The organism is Brevirhabdus sp., from assembly GCF_052826345.1.
Genome location: NZ_JBRBUA010000062.1, coordinates 25,391 through 42,271, shown reverse-complemented (window position 1 = coordinate 42,271; position 16,881 = coordinate 25,391). Strand labels below are relative to the sequence as shown.

The 16,881-nt window shown below is 66.5% G+C and carries 17 protein-coding genes; 11 read left to right on the top strand and 6 right to left on the bottom strand.

The annotated features are described in order from the left end of the window. Window positions 1–5 precede the first annotated feature (5 nt). The 4 genes from ACU0BR_RS07995 to ACU0BR_RS07980 form a co-directional block, all read right to left on the bottom strand. On the bottom strand, window positions 6–581 hold the full coding sequence (locus ACU0BR_RS07995) for an exopolysaccharide biosynthesis protein (RefSeq protein ID WP_446156325.1): 576 nt from the start codon (window positions 579–581) through the stop codon (window positions 6–8). Between the two features lie 61 nt (window positions 582–642). Next, window positions 643–1,746, bottom strand: a complete 1,104-nt coding sequence (gene choV / locus ACU0BR_RS07990) for a choline ABC transporter ATP-binding protein (RefSeq protein WP_446156324.1) — start codon at window positions 1,744–1,746, stop codon at window positions 643–645. Continuing rightward, the gene (choW, locus tag ACU0BR_RS07985; RefSeq protein WP_446156323.1) at window positions 1,743–2,576 is read right to left on the bottom strand and encodes a choline ABC transporter permease subunit; all 834 of its coding nucleotides are present in this window, start codon (window positions 2,574–2,576) and stop codon (window positions 1,743–1,745) included. The genes choV and choW overlap by 4 nt, the downstream gene beginning before the upstream one ends. A 110-nt stretch (window positions 2,577–2,686) precedes the next feature. Beyond that, entirely contained in the window at window positions 2,687–3,616 is a 930-nt protein-coding gene (locus ACU0BR_RS07980) for a choline ABC transporter substrate-binding protein (protein WP_446156322.1), read from the bottom strand. An 80-nt stretch (window positions 3,617–3,696) separates the two neighbouring features. Between ACU0BR_RS07980 and betI the strand changes: the two genes are divergently transcribed. From betI to ACU0BR_RS07950, 6 genes are read left to right on the top strand one after another with little or no spacing between them, the layout of a single operon-like run. Further along, window positions 3,697–4,278: a choline-binding transcriptional repressor BetI gene (betI, locus tag ACU0BR_RS07975; RefSeq protein WP_446156321.1), complete on the top strand. Its 582-nt coding sequence runs from the start codon at window positions 3,697–3,699 to the stop codon at window positions 4,276–4,278. Continuing rightward, window positions 4,275–5,792 (top strand): choline-sulfatase, encoded by a 1,518-nt coding sequence (betC, locus tag ACU0BR_RS07970; RefSeq protein WP_446156320.1) that lies wholly within the window; start codon window positions 4,275–4,277, stop codon window positions 5,790–5,792. The genes betI and betC overlap by 4 nt, the downstream gene beginning before the upstream one ends. Window positions 5,793–5,794: 2 nt before the next feature. Next, complete coding sequence (locus ACU0BR_RS07965) at window positions 5,795–6,439, top strand: glutathione S-transferase family protein (RefSeq protein WP_446156319.1); 645 nt, start codon at window positions 5,795–5,797, stop codon at window positions 6,437–6,439. Further along, window positions 6,439–7,890, top strand: a complete 1,452-nt coding sequence (gene betB / locus ACU0BR_RS07960; protein ID WP_446156318.1) for a betaine-aldehyde dehydrogenase — start codon at window positions 6,439–6,441, stop codon at window positions 7,888–7,890. Before ACU0BR_RS07965 ends, betB begins: the two co-directional genes overlap by 1 nt. 21 nt (window positions 7,891–7,911) lie before the next feature. After that, entirely contained in the window at window positions 7,912–9,570 is a 1,659-nt protein-coding gene (gene betA, locus ACU0BR_RS07955; RefSeq protein ID WP_446156317.1) for a choline dehydrogenase, read from the top strand. 60 nt (window positions 9,571–9,630) lie between these two features. Beyond that, window positions 9,631–10,332 (top strand): thermonuclease family protein, encoded by a 702-nt coding sequence (locus ACU0BR_RS07950; RefSeq protein ID WP_446156316.1) that lies wholly within the window; start codon window positions 9,631–9,633, stop codon window positions 10,330–10,332. A 6-nt stretch (window positions 10,333–10,338) separates the two neighbouring features. Here the strand turns inward: ACU0BR_RS07950 and ACU0BR_RS07945 are convergent, their stop codons facing one another. Together ACU0BR_RS07945 and ACU0BR_RS07940 are read right to left on the bottom strand one after the other, a co-directional pair. Further along, window positions 10,339–11,742, bottom strand: coding sequence for a helix-turn-helix domain-containing protein (locus ACU0BR_RS07945; protein ID WP_446156315.1), 1,404 nt, complete (start codon window positions 11,740–11,742; stop codon window positions 10,339–10,341). Window positions 11,743–11,805: 63 nt separating this feature from the next. Beyond that, window positions 11,806–13,023 (bottom strand): multidrug effflux MFS transporter, encoded by a 1,218-nt coding sequence (locus ACU0BR_RS07940; protein WP_446156314.1) that lies wholly within the window; start codon window positions 13,021–13,023, stop codon window positions 11,806–11,808. 229 nt (window positions 13,024–13,252) lie between these two features. Here ACU0BR_RS07940 and ACU0BR_RS07935 point away from each other — a divergent pair, with 229 nt between their 5' ends. From ACU0BR_RS07935 to ACU0BR_RS07915, 5 genes are all read left to right on the top strand, one after another. Further along, window positions 13,253–14,785: an acyl-CoA carboxylase subunit beta gene (locus tag ACU0BR_RS07935; RefSeq protein WP_446156313.1), complete on the top strand. Its 1,533-nt coding sequence runs from the start codon at window positions 13,253–13,255 to the stop codon at window positions 14,783–14,785. Between the two features lie 9 nt (window positions 14,786–14,794). Beyond that, a complete protein-coding gene (locus tag ACU0BR_RS07930) occupies window positions 14,795–15,352 on the top strand; it encodes a DUF6497 family protein (protein WP_446156312.1) in 558 nt (185 codons plus the stop codon). Between the two features lie 232 nt (window positions 15,353–15,584). Next, window positions 15,585–15,725, top strand: coding sequence for a hypothetical protein (locus ACU0BR_RS07925; protein WP_446156311.1), 141 nt, complete (start codon window positions 15,585–15,587; stop codon window positions 15,723–15,725). Between the two features lie 162 nt (window positions 15,726–15,887). Then, window positions 15,888–16,262, top strand: a complete 375-nt coding sequence (locus ACU0BR_RS07920; RefSeq protein ID WP_446156310.1) for a hypothetical protein — start codon at window positions 15,888–15,890, stop codon at window positions 16,260–16,262. Window positions 16,263–16,590: 328 nt separating this feature from the next. Next, window positions 16,591–16,794, top strand: coding sequence for a hypothetical protein (locus ACU0BR_RS07915; RefSeq protein WP_446156309.1), 204 nt, complete (start codon window positions 16,591–16,593; stop codon window positions 16,792–16,794). Window positions 16,795–16,881 lie beyond the last annotated feature (87 nt).

Sequence of the window (16,881 nt, the reverse complement as noted above, 5' to 3'; positions counted from 1 at the left end):
GTCCGTCACAGCGCCAGATATGCGATCAGCGGCATCACCACCAGCGCCACGACATAGCCCGCCATCATCAGCATCCCGTCGTCCACGGTCAGCGCCAGCCCGAAGACCGCGATGGCCAGCATCGGGCCCGAGCTTGCGAAGGGCAGGATCTCCAGCGGGGGGACGGCGAGGCACAGCAGCAGGACGAATCCCATCGCGATGCGTTTCGCGATCGGTTTGGTCATCGAGGGCCAGCGCTTGTGAAACCACTGGTCCATCTTGCGGCCCATGGGGCGCAGCTTGTCGACGGATTTGTCCAGCTTGTCCTTGCTGATGGCGCGCGATTCCAGCGCGTCGGGCAGCCAAAGCTGATCGCGCCCCAGGGCGATCTGCGCGGCGAAAAGCGCGACGATGATGGCCAGCATCGTCGGCACGCCGGGGATCGCCCCCGCAGGGGTCAGCTCCAGCAAAGCGGGCAGCATCAGAAACGGGCCATAGCCGCGATGCCCGATCTTTTCCATGATCTCGCCCACGGTGACCTTGTCGACGCCGTCGGCGGCGCTGTCGAGCTCTTCGAGGATTTCCTCTATTTTTCCTGTCATCGATCCGCGCTCCGCACTGCTGTTCGCAAGCTCAATGTCAGGGCGAAGCGCGGGTTCCCTTTCAGCCGTCGGCGCGATCGGGTTCGTCCGGGCCGGAAGCCGCTGGACCAGACCTCTCGGGACCCGAATTGCCGCGCGCGGGGTCGCCGCGCGGGTCCAGCAGCTTGGCCAGCACCGTGTCGCGGGTGATCTGGCCCAGCAACGCGCCATCCTCCAGCACCCCCACGGGGGCGCCGGTGGCGGTGACCCGTTCCATCACCTCGCGCACGTCGGTTTCCGGCGCCACGGTCTCGTGCGGCGTGTTTTCGACAGGCTCCATCACGTCGCGCGCGCAGAGCACGCCGAGCGGGTTCATATGCGCCACGAAATCCGCCACGTATTCATTGGCCGGGTTGGAAAAGATCTGCTGCGGGGTGCCGCATTGCACGATGCGCCCGCCTTCCATGATCGCAATGCGATCACCCAGCTTGAACGCCTCGTCCAGATCGTGGCTGACGAAGACGATGGTGCGGTTCAGCTTCTGCTGAAGCGCGATCAGCTCATCCTGAAGCCGGGTGCGGATCAACGGGTCGAGCGCCGAGAAGGGCTCGTCCATCAGCAGGATCGGCGCGTCGGTGACAAAGGCGCGCGCCAGTCCGACGCGCTGCTGCATGCCCCCCGACAGCTCGCCCACCTTGCGCTCGGCCCAGTCGGACAGGCCCACCAGATCCAGCTGGCGGTCGACGGCCTCGGCGCGTTGCGCGCGGCTCTGGCCGCCCAGCTCCAGCCCCAGGCCCACGTTTTCGCGCACCGTGCGCCAGGGCAGCAGGCCGAACTGCTGGAACACCATCGCCACCTGGGTCAGGCGCATGTCGCGCAGGGTCTTCTTGTCGGCATGGGTGACGGAGGCCATGCCCCCTCCGGTGTCGATGCTGACCTCGCCGCGCGCGACGGGGTTCAGCCCGTTGATCGCGCGCAGCAGGGTGGATTTGCCCGATCCCGACAGGCCCATCAGCACCAGGATCTCGCCCTCGGCGATTTCCAGCGAACAGTCGTGCACGCCCAGCACCTGGCCGGTGGCGGATTGGATCTCGCTGCGGCTTTGGCCCGCGTCCATCAGGGGCAGGGCGGCTTCGGGATCGTCCCCGAAGACGATGGAGACATTGTCGATGAGAACGGCGGTCATGTGCGGTCCACCCTGAGCATACGGTCGAGCATGATTGCCACGACGACGATGATGAAACCGCTCTCGAAGCCGAGCGCGGTGTTGACCTGGTTGAGCGCGCGCACCACCGGCACGCCAAGCCCGTCGGCGCCCACCAGCGCCGCGATGACGACCATCGACAGCGACAGCATGATGGTCTGGTTCAGCCCCGCCATGATCTGCGGCAGCGCATAGGGCAGTTCCACCTTCCACAGCGTCTGGCGCGGCGTGGCGCCGAAGGCGCGCGCCGCCTCGAGCAGCGGCATCGGCGTGGAGGAGATGCCCAGATGCGTCAGCCGGATCGGCGCGGGCAGCACGAAGATCACCGTGGCGATCAGCCCCGGCACCATGCCGATGCCGAAGAAGACGATGGCCGGGATCAGATAGACGAAGGTGGGCAGCGTCTGCATCAGGTCCAGCACGGGGCGCATCCAGGCGTAGAGCCGCGGCCGGTGCGCCACGGCGATGCCGATGGGCACACCCACCGCCATGCACACGACGCAGGCCGACAGCACCAGCGTCAGGCTTTCGGTGGTTTCCTCCCAATAGCCCTGGTTGAGGATGAACAGAAAGCCCAGCAGCACCAGCAGGCAGGTTTTCCAGTTGCGCTGCACGATCCAGGTTAGCGCGATGAAGGCCGTGATCACCACTAGCGGATGCGGCGTCTGCAAGACCCACAGGATGGCGTCGATCATGTGTTCCATCGCCAGCGCCAGCCCGTCGAAGAACCACGCGCCGTTGGTTTGCAGCCAGTCGAAGATAACTCTCGCCGTGGTGCCTACGGGTATCTTGGTCGAAGTGAGCCATTCCATGGCGAGATCCTTCCGTGCGACGGGCAATCGTCGTCAGATGAGGCCCCGCCGGGGGCGGGGGCACGGCAATCCGAAAGCGGGGGGTGGCCGCGCCCGGCGGGGCGCGGCGCTTATTCGGCCAGCTTGGCCTCGACCGCGGCCATCGCGTCGCCGCCGTCCTTGGTCGTCACGCCGTTCAGCCAGGTTTCCAGCACCTGGGGGTTTTCCTTCAGCCAGGCGGTCGCGGCCTTCTCGCCGTCCATGTTGTCGTTCAGGATGGAGCCCATGATCTTGTTTTCCATATCGAGCGAGAACTCCAGGTTCTGGAGCAGCTTGCCGATGTTCGGGCACTCGGTGACGTAATCCTTGGATGTGTTGGTATAGACGGTGGCGCCGCCCAGGTTGGGGCCGAAATAGTCGTCGCCGCCCTCCAGGTAGGTCATGTCATAGGCGGCGTTCATCGGGTGCGGCTCCCAGCCGAGGAACACGATCGGCTCGCCCTTGCGGCTGGCACGGTCGACCTGGGCCAGCATTCCCTGCTCCGAGCTTTCGGCGACGTCGAAACCCTTCAGGCCGAAGGCATTGTCGTCGATCATCTGCTGGATCAGGCGGTTGCCATCATTGCCGGGCTCGATCCCGTAGATCTTGCCCTTCAGCACGTCCTTATGCGCCGCGATGTCGGCGAAGGTCTTGATGCCCATGTCGGCGGCGGCCTTGTTGACCGCCAGCGTGTATTTCGCACCCTCAAGGTTGGCGCGCACGGTGTCGACGGTGCCCTTGTCGCGGTAGGGGGCGATGTCGCCTTCCATGGTGGGCATCCAGTTGCCGAGGAAAACGTCGACGTCCTTGTTTTCCAGCGATTTGTAGGTCACCGGCACGGAAAGCACCTTGATATCGGTGTCATATCCCAGCGCCTCGATCACGGTGGAGGCCGCGGCCGTGGTGGCGGTGATGTCGGTCCAGCCGACGTCGGCAAAGGTGACCGTGTCGCATTGCGCGGCCAGCGCGGGGGCGGCGGCAACGGCCAGCGCGAGAGCTGAGGCAGCGAGTTTGAGCGGCATTGGATTCTCCCTTGGTTTATTGATTGACGGATCAGTTAAAAACGATCTAGTTTCGCTTGGCAACCTTTTTGGAGGTCGGAATGCCGAAGCTCGGAATGGAACCTATCAGGCGCGCGGCGCTGGTCAAAGCCGCCATCAAGGAGATCGGCAGGGCCGGATCGCTTGACGTCACCGTCACGCAGATCGCGAAACGGGCCGGGGTTTCGACGGCGCTCGTGCATCACTACTTCGGCAAGAAGGAAGAGATCTTCATCGCCGCGATGCGCTTCATCCTGACCGAATTCGGCGATTCGGTGCGCGCGGCGCTGCACAACCAGACCGACCCGCGCGCCCGGATCGGGGCGATGGTGGCCGCGAGTTTCCAGCCCGACCAGTTCCAGCACGAGGTGATAAATGCCTGGCTGAACTTCTACGTGCAGGCGCAGACCTCTTTCCAGGCGAACCGGCTGCTGCGCGTCTATCAGAATCGCCTGCGGTCGAACCTGCTGCATGAGCTGCGCCCGCTGATGGGCGAGGGGGCGCTCGACGGGGCGGAGGCGCTGGCCGCGCTGATCGACGGCATCTACATCCGCGCGGCGCTGAGCGAGGGCTCGATCACCAGCGAAAAGGCGATTGCGCAGGTGATGAGCGTCTTCAATCTCATGGCGGATCGCGGGCAATGACCGAGACGCCGCCGAACATCCTCATCTTCATGGTCGACCAGCTGAACGGCACGCTCTGGCCCGACGGCCCCGCCGACTGGCTGCACGCGCCCAACCTGAAACGGCTGGCGGCGCGGTCCGTGCGGTTTTCCAACGCCTATACCGCCTCGCCGCTTTGCGCGCCGGGGCGGGCCAGCTTCATGTCGGGGCAGCTGCCGTCGCGCACCGGGGTCTATGACAATGCCGCCGAATTCCGTTCCGACATCCCGACCTATGCGCATCATCTGCGGCGCGCGGGCTATCAGACCTGCCTGTCGGGCAAGATGCATTTCGTCGGTCCCGATCAGCTGCACGGCTTCGAGCAGCGCCTGACGACCGATATCTACCCCGCCGATTTCGGCTGGACGCCCGATTACCGCAAACCCGGCGAGCGGATCGACTGGTGGTATCACAACATGGGCTCGGTCACCGGGGCGGGGGTGGCCGAGATCTCCAACCAGATGGAATATGACGACGAGGTCGCCCATCACGCGCGCGCCAAGGTCTATAATCTGGCGCGCGGCCTCGACGGGCGCCCCTGGTGCCTGACCGTCAGCTTCACTCACCCGCATGACCCCTACGTCGCGCGGCGCAAATACTGGGATCTCTACGCCGATTGCGACCATCTGCTGCCGCAGGTGCCCGCCTTTGACTATGACGATCACGACCCGCATTCGCAGCGGATCTTCGACGCGAACGACTGGCGCAGCTTCGACATCGCCGAGGATGACATCCGCCGGTCGCGCCGCGCCTATTTCGCCAACATCAGCTATCTCGACGACAAGATCGGCGAAGTGATGGAGGCGCTGGAGGCCACCCGGCAGGAGGCGGTGATCCTCTTCGTGTCGGATCACGGCGACATGCTGGGCGCGCGCGGGCTGTGGTTCAAGATGTCCTTCTTCGAAGGCTCGGCCCGCGTGCCGCTGATGATCGCGGCCCCCGGGCTGGCGCCCGCGCGCATCGACGCGCCGGTCTCGACGCTGGATGTCTGCCCGACGCTTTGCGATCTGGCGGGCGTCGACATGTCCGAGGTCGCGCCCTGGACCGACGGGCAGTCGCTGATGCCCGTGGCGTCGGGACAGGCGGAACGCACCGCCCCCGTCGCCATCGAATATGCCGCCGAAGCCAGCGAGGCGCCGCTGGTGTCGCTGCGCTACGGCAAGTGGAAATACAACCGCTGCGCGCTGGACCCCGATCAGCTGTTCGACCTGGAGGCCGACCCGGACGAGCTGGTCAACCTGGCCGAGATGCCGGCCCATCAGGGCACCCGCCAGACCCTGCGCGCCAAGTCCGAGGCGCGTTGGGATCTGGAACGTTTCGACGCCGACGTGCGCGCCAGCCAGGCGCGCCGCCGGGTGGTCTACGAGGCGCTGCGCCGGGGCGGCTATTATCCCTGGGATTTCCAGCCGCTGCAAAAGGCGTCGGAGCGCTACATGCGCAACCACATGGATTTGAACATATTGGAGGAAAGCAAGCGCTTTCCCAGAGGAGAATGAGCATGGTGACGATCTGGGGACGGGCGAATTCCATCAACGTGCAGATGGTGATGTGGGCGACGGCCGAACTGGGCCTGGAGGTCGAGCGCATCGACGCGGGCGGCGTCTATGGCGGCACCGACACCGCCGATTATCGCGCGATGAACCCCAACGGGCTGGTGCCCACGCTGCGCGACGGCGACACGGCGATCTGGGAAAGCGGCGCGATCCTGCGCTATCTGGCGGCGACATATGGCGACGAAGGCTTCTGGCCGCGCGATCCGGCCGACCGGGCCCAGCTGGACATGTGGGCCGAATGGATGAAGACGACCTTTTCGCCCTGCGTGAACTACTCGATCTTCTGGCAGCTCGTGCGCACCGCCGCCAAAGACCGCGACACGGCCCGCGTCGCCGCGGCCGTCGAACAGGCAAAGACCCTGTCGCGGCTGCTGGATGAGCGGATCGGGCAGGGGCCTTTCCTGAACGGCGACGCGCTCAGCTTTGCCGATATCGCCGTGGGCGTGTTCATGTACCGCTATCATGAACTGGCGTTCGACAAGGCCGACCGCCCGGCGCTGTCGGCCTATTACGAACGGCTGAAGACGCGCCCGGCGTTCCAGAAACACGTCATGGTTTCCTACGAGCCGCTGCGCGTGGAGGGGGCCTGATGCGCGCGCAGCCGCACGCCAGCCATTACGTCGACGGCGCCTATGTCGAGGATGCCGCCGGAGAGGCGTTCGACGTCATCTATCCCGCCACCGGCGAGGTCATCGCGCGGCTGCATCAGGCCACGCCCGCGGTGATCGACAAGGCGCTGGCGGCGGCGCAGCGGGCACAGCGCGACTGGGCCGCGATGACCGGCACCCAGCGCGGCCGCGTGCTGCGCCGCGCCGCCGACATGCTGCGCGACCGCAACCGCGCGCTGAGCGAGCTTGAGACGCTGGATACCGGCAAGCCCTTGCAGGAAACGCTGGTCGCCGATGCGACCAGCGGCGCCGATGCGCTGGAATATTTCGGCGGACTGGCGGGCGCGCTGACGGGCGAGCATATCCAGCTGGGCGCCGATTGGGTCTATACCATCCGCGAGCCGCTGGGCGTCTGCGTGGGCATCGGCGCGTGGAACTATCCCACCCAGATCGCCTGCTGGAAGGCCGCGCCCGCGCTGGCCTGCGGCAATGCGATGGTGTTCAAACCGTCGGAAACGACGCCGCTGTCGGCGCTGAAGGTGGCCGAGATCCTGACCGAGGCGGGCGCCCCCGCGGGGCTGTTCAACGTGGTGCAGGGCATGGGCGCGGTGGGCGAGGCCCTCGTCACCGACGCGCGCGTGGCCAAGGTGTCGCTGACGGGCTCGGTCCCCACGGGCCGCCGGGTCTATGCCGCCGCCGCCGCAGGCATGCGCCACGTCACGATGGAGCTGGGCGGCAAATCCCCCATCCTGATCTTCGACGACGCCGATCTGGAGGATGCGGTGGGCGGCGTGATCCTGGGCAATTTCTATTCCTCGGGGCAGGTCTGTTCCAACGGCACGCGCGTCTTCGTGCAAAAGGGCATCAAGGAGCGTTTCCTCGCGCGGCTGGCGGAACGGCTGGGCACGGCCGTCATCGGCGACCCGATGGATGAGGCGACCAACTTCGGCCCGCAGGTCAGCGCGCGCCAGCGCGACATTGTCATGGGGTTCGTCGAAAAGGGCCTGGCCGAGGGCGCGCGGCTGATCACCGGCGGCAAGCGGATCGAGGGGGACGGCTTTTTCATGCAGCCCACCGTCTTTGCCGATGTCACCGATCAGATGACCATCGCGCGCGACGAAATCTTTGGCCCGGTCCTGTCGGTGCTCGATTTCGAGGACGAAGAAGACGCCATAGCCCGTGCCAACAACACGGAATTCGGCCTGTCCGCGGGGGTGTTCACCAATGATCTGCGCCGCGCGCACCGGGTGATCGCGCGGCTTCAGGCAGGCAGCTGCTTCATCAACACCTACAACCTCGCCCCCGTGGAGGCGCCCTTCGGCGGCACCAAGCAATCGGGTGTGGGGCGCGAAAACTCGAAAGCCGCGATCGAACATTACTCCCAATTCAAGAGCGTCTACGTCGGAATGGATCCGGTCGATGCGCCTTACTGAACCGTTCCGAAGGATGCGCTGATGGAAGCCGATTATGTCATCGTGGGTGCGGGTTCCGCGGGCTGCGCCATGGCTTATCGCCTGGCCGAGGCCGGGCAATCGGTCATCGTGCTGGAATTCGGCGGCACCGACGCGGGGCCGTTCATCCAGATGCCGGCCGCGCTCAGCTATCCGATGAACATGGCGCGCTACGACTGGGGCTACAAGTCCGAGCCGGAGCCGCAGCTCAACAACCGGCAGCTCGCCTGTCCGCGCGGCAAGGTGATCGGCGGGTCGTCCTCGATCAACGGCATGGTCTATGTGCGCGGCCACGCCCATGATTACGATCATTGGGCCGAGCAGGGCGCCGAAGGCTGGCGGTTTTCCGACGTGCTGCCCTATTTCAAACGGCAGGAAAGCTGGCACGACGGCGGCCACGGGGGTGATCCGGAATGGCGCGGGCGCTCGGGGCCGCTGCATGTGTCGCGCGGGCCGCGCAGCAATCCGCTTTACAAGGCCTTCGTCGATGCGGGCGTGCAGGCGGGCTATGAGGCGACGGATGATTACAACGGCGAAAAGCAGGAAGGCTTCGGCCCGATGGAGGCCACGGTCTGGCAGGGCCGCCGCTGGTCCGCCGCCAACGCCTATCTGCGTCCGGCGTTGAAATATCCGGGCGCGGAGCTGGTGCATGGTCTGGCGCGGCGCGTCGTCTTCGAGGAGGGCCGCGCCGTGGGCGTCGAGGTGACGCGCAAGGGCGGGGTGGAGATCATCCGCGCCCGGCAAGAGGTCATCCTGTCGGCCTCCTCCATCAATTCGCCCAAGCTGCTGATGCTGTCGGGCATCGGCCCGGCCGGAGAGCTGCGCCGCCACGGCATCGAGGTGCGCGCCGACAGGCCGGGGGTGGGCGCCAATCTGCAAGACCACCTGGAGCTTTACATCCAGATGGCCGCGAGCCAGCCGATCACGCTGTTCCGGCACTGGAACCCGATCAGCAAGGCCGTGATCGGGGCGCAGTGGCTGTTTGCCAAACGCGGGCTGGGGGCCTCGAACCAATTCGAAAGCGCGGCCTTCATCCGGTCGCGCGCGGGCGTGGAATATCCCGACATCCAGTATCATTTCCTGCCGATGGCCGTGCGCTATGACGGGCGCGCCGCCGCCGAAGGGCACGGCTTTCAGGCGCATGTCGGCCCGATGCGGTCGAAATCGCGCGGCGCGGTCACGCTGCGCTCGGCCGATCCGGCCGCGGCGCCGGTGATCCGGTTCAACTACATGTCCGACCCGCAGGACTGGGAGGATTTCCGCACCTGCATCCGCCTGACGCGCGAGATTTTCGGGCAAGAGGCCTTCGCCCCCTTCGTCAAGCATGAGATCCAGCCCGGCCCGCAGGTTCAAAGCGACGCGCAACTGGATGAGTTCATTCGCGAACACGCAGAAAGCGCCTATCACCCCTGCGGCACCTGCCGGATGGGGCGCGCCGACGATCCGGGCGCGGTGGTCGACCCGCAGGGCCGCGTCATCGGGGTGCGGGGGCTGCGGGTGGCCGACAGCTCGGTCTTTCCGCGCATCACCAACGGCAACCTGAACGCGCCGTCGATCATGGTCGGCGAAAAGATGGCCGACCACCTGATGGGCCGCGATCCGCTGCCTGCCGAAAACGTGCGGCCCTGGGTGCACCCGGACTGGCAGACCGCGCAGCGATAGGGTTAACCCGAATACGCAACGCCCCTTGCAACCGCGCGGGGAAACGCGGATCTTAACGGGATGTTAAACTCTATCTTCAGCCTGTTCACGCTGGCGCTGCTTGCCACCGCCCCGGCGCAATCCGCCTGGGCCGCCCCGGACCGCGTCAGCGGGCGGGTGCGCGTGATCGATGCCGACACTTTCGTGGTCGACGGTCACCGCATCCGGCTGTTCGGCGTCGACGCGCCCGAGCTTGCGCAGACCTGCCGCACGCGGGCGGGCAAGGCCTGGGCGTGCGGGCAATGGTCGTCCGATCAGATGCGCCGCCGCTTCGGCAACAAGCGCGCAGAATGCCGGGTGATGGATGTCGACCGCTATGACCGGCTGGTGGCGCGCTGCGTCGTCGGCCGCGCCGATGTGGCCGAGGTGCTGGTGCGCGAGGGCTGGGGCTTTGCCTATTCCGCCTATTCCGCGGATTACGTCGATCTGGAAAAGCGCGCCGCGGTGGAAAATCGCGGGCTTTGGGCGGGCGAGTGGCAGCGCCCCGACGCCTTTCGCCGGGCCCGCCGCGAACAGGCGGAACAGCGGTCCGCCCGCAATGCCCCGCCGCCGCCCGCCAGCGGCTGCCGGATCAAGGGCAACATCTCCAAAGCGGGGCGCATCTATCACATGCCGGGCGATGCCGATTACGACCGCACCCGCATCAGCACCCGCAAGGGCGAGCGCTGGTTCTGCACCGCCGCGCAGGCCGACGCCGCCGGATGGCGCCGGGCGCGGCGCTAGCGGGGCTTACGACCCTATCCGGTAGGGCAGCAGCTGCCGGTGATCGTGATCGACCGCCAAGGGCCGTTCCAGCGGCGGAACGGAGCGTTGGTGGCAGTGCGCGCGTTCGCAGATGCGGCAGGAAATGCCGATCGGCTCGAACGCGCGGGCGTTGCTGGTGTCCAGATCGTCGGCATAGACCACCCGGTCGGCATGGCGCAGCTCGCACCCCAGCCCGATGGCATAGCGGCGCACCGGCGCGCGGAACGACCCGCCCGGCTTGCTGACATCGCGCGCCAGGCACAGATAGCGCACCCCGTCCGGCGTCTCTGCCAGCTGGCGCAGGAAGCGGCCCGGCGTCTCGAAGGCCTGATGCACGTTCCACAGGGGGCAGGCCCCGCCGTAGCGCGCGAATTGCAGCCGCGTGGCGGAATGGCGCTTGGTGATGGTGCCCGCCTGATCGACCCGCACGAAGAAGAAGGGAATGCCCCTGGCGCCGGGGCGCTGCAAGGTCGACAGCCGGTGCGCCACCTGCTCGATCGAGGCGCCGAAGAGCTCGGCCAGCCGTTCCAGATCGTGCCGCCATTCCAGCGCCGCCTGCTGAAAGGCGCCATAGGGCATCAGCGCCGCACCGGCGAAGTAATTGGCCATGCCGATCTTGGCGATGTCGCGCGCCTCGGGCGTCTGGAACCGCGCCAGATCCAGCGTCGCGTCCAGCAGGTCCTCATGGCCCGACAGGGCGATCTGGTGCAGCAGCTGAAATCGCTGCGTGGCATGAGACGCGCGCGACGACAGCTCCAGCCTGCGGGCCGTGCGGTCGAGCTGGCGCAGATCGGTGCTGTCGACGCGCGCCGTCGTGATGCCCAGCCGTTCCAGCGCGCGCACCGCCCCCGCCAGCGGATCGCCCTGCGCCGCGATGGCGGTGCCCACCCGTTCCGCCGCCCGGTCGACCGCGTCGATGTAATTGTCGCAATAATGGAAGAAATCGCGCACCTCTTCCCAGGCGGAGGCCCGGGGCGCCGCACCCGCCCGGCCCAGCGCCTCATCCAGCGAGGCCAGTCTTTCGTGCCCCTGCCGATAGGCGCGGTGCAGCTCCAGAAAGGCCCGCGCCAGCGCCGGCGCGTTGGAAGCCGTCAGCCGCAGGTCGGCCAGCGGCGGGGACATCTCGGCAAAGACCGGATCGGCGAGCGCCTCGCGCATGTCGGTGACCATGCGTTCGGCGTCGCCGGTCGACAGCTCGGTCACGTCGAAGCCGAATTCCTGCGCAAGCGCCAGAACCACCCCGGTCGAGACGGGGCGATTGTTGTTTTCCATCTGGTTGAGATAGGGCAGCGACACGCCCAGTTTCTGCGCGAAGGCCTTTTGCGTCAGGCCGAGCCGGGTGCGGGTTTCGCGCAGCTTGACGCCGGCGTAAAGCTTCTGATTGGCCACGGGGGTGCCCTTTGCGGGTTTGCGATGGGGTCTTATAATCTTTGCAAACCCCGGCGGGCAAGCTCAGGCTGTCGCCACGACCCGTTCGCGCCGCGCCACATAGGCCACGCAAAGCGCCGACATGGCCGAGGTTGCGAACATCATCCATTGCAGGGGCTGCGGCCCCGCGCTGCCTTGCAGCACGGCACCCGCCACGGCCGACATCATCGCGCCCGCGCCGATCATGATCGCGCCGCCCAGTCCGCTTGCCGTGCCGGCCAGCTTGGGGCGCACCGAAAGCATCCCGGCGGTGGAATTGGGCAGCACCAGCCCGTTGCCCAGCCCCACGAAGGTGCACAGCCCGAAGAACACGGCCGGATGCGCAAACCCCGCGTAGGTCAGCACCAGCGAGCCTGCCATCGCGGTGGTGGTGATCAGCGCGCCGATCCAGATCAGCCGGTTGATCCCGAAGCGCGTCACATAGCGCCCGGTCAGGAAATTCCCCAGCGCATAGCCCACGGCGGGCAGGCCGAAGAGGATGCCGGTGACCGAAGGGCTGATCCGATAGATGGCGGAGGCGACATAGGGCGCGCCCCCCAGAAACGCGAAAAACGCCCCGGAGGAGAACGCGGCCGCAAAGACATAGCCCCAGAACCTGCGCGCGCGCAGCAGTTCGGGATAGCTGCGCACCTGTTCGGCAAAGCTCAGGTTGCTGCGCACCAGCGTCTCGCCCTGATCCGCCCAGACCAGCGAAAACACCAGCACGCCGAAGAAGATCAGGAACACGAATGTGGCCTGCCAGCCCAGCAGCGCGTCCAGGCTGCCGCCGATCACGGGCGCGAACATCGGCACCAGCGACATGCCCATCGTCACATAGCCGATCATCGAGGCCGACTGCTCCTCGGGCACCATGTCGCGCACCGTCGCACGGCTGAGAACCATGCCCGCCACGACCACGCCCTGGATCATGCGAAACACCAGAAAGATCTCCACGCTGGGCGCGAAGAGACAGCCCGCAGTGGCCAGGATAAAGACCCCGATGCTGCCCAGGATGACCGAACGTCGGCCGAAACGGTCGGAAATCGGCCCGATGAACACCTGCAATATCGCGGTCATCGCCAGGTAGAGCGACACCGCCAACTGCATCACGCCGTAGTCGGTGTCGAAATACTCGGTCATCCGGGGCAGCGATGGCAGGAACACACTCATGTTCATCGCCGAAAGGCCGGCGACGAGAACGAGCGTGAGGATGTGGGGCGGGGTGGTGCGGTCCAGAAACCGTACCGTCACGGGATTTTGCATCCCGCAGGGTTTAGGGTCGCCGCCGAGTCTTGTCCATGTGCGCTGATGCACAGCAAAACGCGAATGCGTGCTTGCGCGTGGGATGGGGCAGGGCGGGACGCGCGCTATGTTTGCATATATTCATTTTGATGAAGTGCTGCGGAGAATGATTTGCAAATATTCCGAAAACTCCTTCTCATCGCCCTGTGACTTGCATACCCTCGCAGGCGGATCAAAGGGAGACGGCACCGTGAAGGACATCCTCGAAGAACTCGAAGACCGCCGCGCCCAGGCGCGCTTGGGCGGCGGGCAGCGTCGCATCGATGCGCAGCACGCCAAGGGCAAGCTGACCGCACGCGAACGGCTCGAACTGCTGCTCGATGAAGGCAGCTTCGAGGAATTCGACATGTTCGTCGCCCACCGCTGCACCGATTTCGGAATGGAGCAGGACCGCCCCTACGGCGATGGCGTCGTCACCGGCTGGGGCACGATCAACGGCCGCATGGTCTATGTGTTCAGCCAGGATTTCACCGTCTTCGGCGGCTCGCTGTCGGAAACCCACGCGCAGAAGATCTGCAAGATCATGGACATGGCCATGCAGAACGGCGCGCCGGTGATCGGGCTGAACGATTCGGGCGGCGCGCGCATCCAGGAAGGCGTGGCGAGCCTCGCGGGCTACGCCGAGGTGTTCCAGCGCAACATCATGGCCTCGGGCGTGATCCCGCAGATCTCGGTCATCATGGGGCCCTGCGCGGGCGGGGCGGTCTACTCGCCCGCGATGACCGATTTCATCTTCATGGTGAAGGACAGCAGCTACATGTTCGTCACCGGCCCCGATGTGGTGAAAACCGTCACCAACGAGGTCGTCACTGCCGAGGAGCTGGGCGGCGCCACGACCCACACGCGCAAGTCCTCGGTGGCCGACGGGGCGTTCGAGAATGACGTCGAGGCGCTGGCCGAAGTGCGCCGACTGGTCGATTTCCTGCCCCTCAACAACCAGTCGAAACCGCCCGTCCGCCCCTTCTTCGACGATGTCACCCGGATCGAGGACAGCCTCGACACGCTGGTGCCCGAAAACGCCAACACGCCCTACGACATGAAGGAGCTGATCCACAAACTGGGCGACGAGGGCGATTTCTACGAGATTCAGGAAGACTTCGCGCGCAACATCATCACCGGCTTCATCCGGCTCGAAGGCTCCACCGTCGGCGTGGTGGCCAACCAGCCGATGGTGCTGGCGGGCTGCCTCGACATCGACAGCGCGCGCAAGGCCGCGCGCTTCGTGCGCTTCTGCGATGCCTTCGAGATCCCGATCCTGACGCTGGTCGACGTGCCCGGCTTCCTGCCCGGCACCGGGCAGGAACTGGGCGGCGTCATCAAGCACGGCGCCAAGCTGCTCTTCGCCTATGGCGAGGCGACGGTGCCCAAGGTCACGGTCATCACCCGCAAGGCCTATGGCGGCGCCTATGACGTGATGGCCTCGAAACATCTGCGCGGCGATTTCAACTACGCCTGGCCCACCGCCGAGATCGCCGTGATGGGCGCCAAGGGCGCGACCGAGATCCTCTACCGCTCCGAGCTGGGCGAGCCCGACAAGATCGCGCGCCGCACGCAGGACTACGAGGATCGTTTTGCCAACCCCTTCGTTGCGGCCGAAAAGGGCTTCATCGACGAGGTCATCATGCCGCGCTCCACCCGCAGGCGGGTCTGCCGCGCCTTCGCCTCGCTGCGCGGCAAGCGTCTGCAAAACCCGTGGAAGAAACACGACAACATCCCGCTGTAAGGTCCGTGCATGACACGCTTTCTTCTGGTCCGAAATATCCCCGCCGGAGGCTCCCGCCGCGCCGTTGCGCGCGCCGCCCGGGCGGGGGGCGCAGTGCTTGCCGTCTGTCTGTCGTCGCTGGCCGCGCTCGCTGCGGCCGCCCCCGCGCAGGCCGACGATGCGGCGCAGCCGGTGCGTGCGGTGCTGCCGACGCCCGGCGGTCTTTCGTCCCTCGCCCGGATCGCCGTGCCGTCCGGCCAGCCGGTCGAACTGCTCGAGGCCGTGGTCGAGGAGCATGAGCAGGAGGCGTGGCTGATCCTGCGCTACCTGGCACCGCAGATCGTGCGCGATGGCGGCGGCGGCAATGGTTTCGATCACGAGGCGAGCGCGCCGGATCTGGATTATCTTTGCAACAGCGAGGGGGTGCGCGAATTCGATGCGCGTGCCCGGCAGGGTGCGCAGATCCATCAGGTCGTCGTCACCATGCTGAACCGCCCGCTCGAGCGTGGCACCTCCGACCCCGATGTCATCCAGTTCAACGAGGCCTACCGGGTCGAGGACGGCGCCTGCATGATGGAGTTCTACTGATGCCCCGGAACCTTGCCGCCTGTCGCGTCGCGCCCCCCGCCGTCCGGTGGGCGGCAGGCGATGCGCAGGCTGATGCGTCGGCGACACAAACCCGGCCCGGCCTGCCTTTTTCGTATGGAATTCAATCCAATTGCGCTAATGTCGAAGAGGATCGCAAAAACGTGATCTGTCAGTCATCGCGTCCCGCCCGCCGTGCCCGGAGGGTCGGCGCGACAGCAGCTTGGAGAGCAGGATGTCGAACAGCATCAAGTCAGTCATGGCCATCGGCCTTGCGGCCTTCGTGTCCGCATGCACGGCCCCCCGCGAAGAGGTCGTGTTCGTCGAACCCGACGCCGTCGTGGCGGAGCCTGTCTTCACCGGCAAGTTCCGGTGACACGCGGCGCGGGCGGGCGCGTTGGCCCGCCCGCCCCACCTCGGCCGATCCTGCCTGCGGCGAGGTGAACAGGGGTCCGGCTGCCAGCGCGGCCGCCGTTTCTGCCCCCGTGTTGCCCCCCATTGTTGTTCCCGACACGGCGCAAGCCGGGCGGCAGCGCCCATGCTGAAGCATCGCGGCTTTCCGGGCCGTCTGCCGGGCACCGATTACCAATTCGTCATCCGCCGCCCTAACAAGGCGGGCGCCACGCCGCTCAAGCGGCTGGAACGCTACGCCGACCGGCGGGCCGCCGACCGGCGCGCCGACACGGGCTTCATGGCCGCGCTCTGGCATCATTTCGGCACCGACCCTTTCGAGCGCGGCAACCTCGACGCCGGCCGTCTTTCGTGGCTTTGGGGCCGGGAAGTCGTCGCGGCGGAAGACCCCTTCGACCCGGCCAGCTACGAGGCGCTTCTGGTCATCGACGAATCCCGCGCCCGCGCCTCTTTCCCCGAGGCTTTCGACCCGGATTTGTTCGAGGATGGGGAACAGGCGTGAACTTGCCGTTTTTCCATCCGTTTTGGCAAATTTCAGCTAACGCCGCTCCGGCGCGCATTTCGCGCTTTTCACTCGGATTTTCCTGCGGCAGGCTGCGGGCGAAGGTAGGCTCTGCGTCCGCAGCCGCTGGCCTTCTTGACCAAAACCGTTACCCTTCCCTTTCTGCGGGGTCTGTGTCCGATCGGGCCGGACCCCGTTTTTTCACGGCGCCTTCCCGCCACTGGATGCAGGCACTCTCCGCTTGCGCGTTGACGGGCAAAGCGGGATCGCGCGATAAAAAGACGTCCAGTATCAAACTGCACGTCACCACACTCGAAGGAGCATACACATGCGTTACAAAGCCTTGGCAATTCCCGCCGTTCTTCTACTCACGGTCGCGGCCTGCGACACGGATCTGGAGCGCGGCGTCGTCGGCGCGGGCATCGGCGCGGCCGTTGCCGATGCGACCGACAACAACGTCGCGACCGGCGCCGCCATCGGCGCCGCTGCGGGCGTGTTCTGCGACGACGCCGGCGTCTGCCGCCGCCGCTGATCGCGCGCGCATCGCCCCCCGGGGCGGCGCATCATCTGAATTGCAAGGGCCCCGTCGGTGCGAACCGGCGGGGCTTTTGTATTTCCA

Bases quoted from the DNA above. Each gene is read 5' to 3' on its own strand.
- choW (WP_446156323.1), bottom strand. From the start codon at position 2,576: ATGGAATGGCTCACTTCGACCAAGATACCCGTAGGCACCACGGCGAGA.
- betC (WP_446156320.1), top strand. From the start codon at position 4,275: ATGACCGAGACGCCGCCGAACATCCTCATCTTCATGGTCGACCAGCTG.
- ACU0BR_RS07980 (WP_446156322.1), bottom strand. From the start codon at position 3,616: ATGCCGCTCAAACTCGCTGCCTCAGCTCTCGCGCTGGCCGTTGCCGCC.
- betB (WP_446156318.1), top strand. From the start codon at position 6,439: ATGCGCGCGCAGCCGCACGCCAGCCATTACGTCGACGGCGCCTATGTC.
- choV (WP_446156324.1), bottom strand. From the start codon at position 1,746: ATGACCGCCGTTCTCATCGACAATGTCTCCATCGTCTTCGGGGACGAT.
- ACU0BR_RS07965 (WP_446156319.1), top strand. From the start codon at position 5,795: ATGGTGACGATCTGGGGACGGGCGAATTCCATCAACGTGCAGATGGTG.
- ACU0BR_RS07995 (WP_446156325.1), bottom strand. From the start codon at position 581: ATGACAGGAAAAATAGAGGAAATCCTCGAAGAGCTCGACAGCGCCGCC.
- betA (WP_446156317.1), top strand. From the start codon at position 7,912: ATGGAAGCCGATTATGTCATCGTGGGTGCGGGTTCCGCGGGCTGCGCC.
- ACU0BR_RS07940 (WP_446156314.1), bottom strand. From the start codon at position 13,023: ATGCAAAATCCCGTGACGGTACGGTTTCTGGACCGCACCACCCCGCCC.
- ACU0BR_RS07920 (WP_446156310.1), top strand. From the start codon at position 15,888: ATGCTGAAGCATCGCGGCTTTCCGGGCCGTCTGCCGGGCACCGATTAC.
- ACU0BR_RS07930 (WP_446156312.1), top strand. From the start codon at position 14,795: ATGACACGCTTTCTTCTGGTCCGAAATATCCCCGCCGGAGGCTCCCGC.
- ACU0BR_RS07950 (WP_446156316.1), top strand. From the start codon at position 9,631: ATGTTAAACTCTATCTTCAGCCTGTTCACGCTGGCGCTGCTTGCCACC.
- ACU0BR_RS07915 (WP_446156309.1), top strand. From the start codon at position 16,591: ATGCGTTACAAAGCCTTGGCAATTCCCGCCGTTCTTCTACTCACGGTC.
- betI (WP_446156321.1), top strand. From the start codon at position 3,697: ATGCCGAAGCTCGGAATGGAACCTATCAGGCGCGCGGCGCTGGTCAAA.
- ACU0BR_RS07925 (WP_446156311.1), top strand. From the start codon at position 15,585: ATGTCGAACAGCATCAAGTCAGTCATGGCCATCGGCCTTGCGGCCTTC.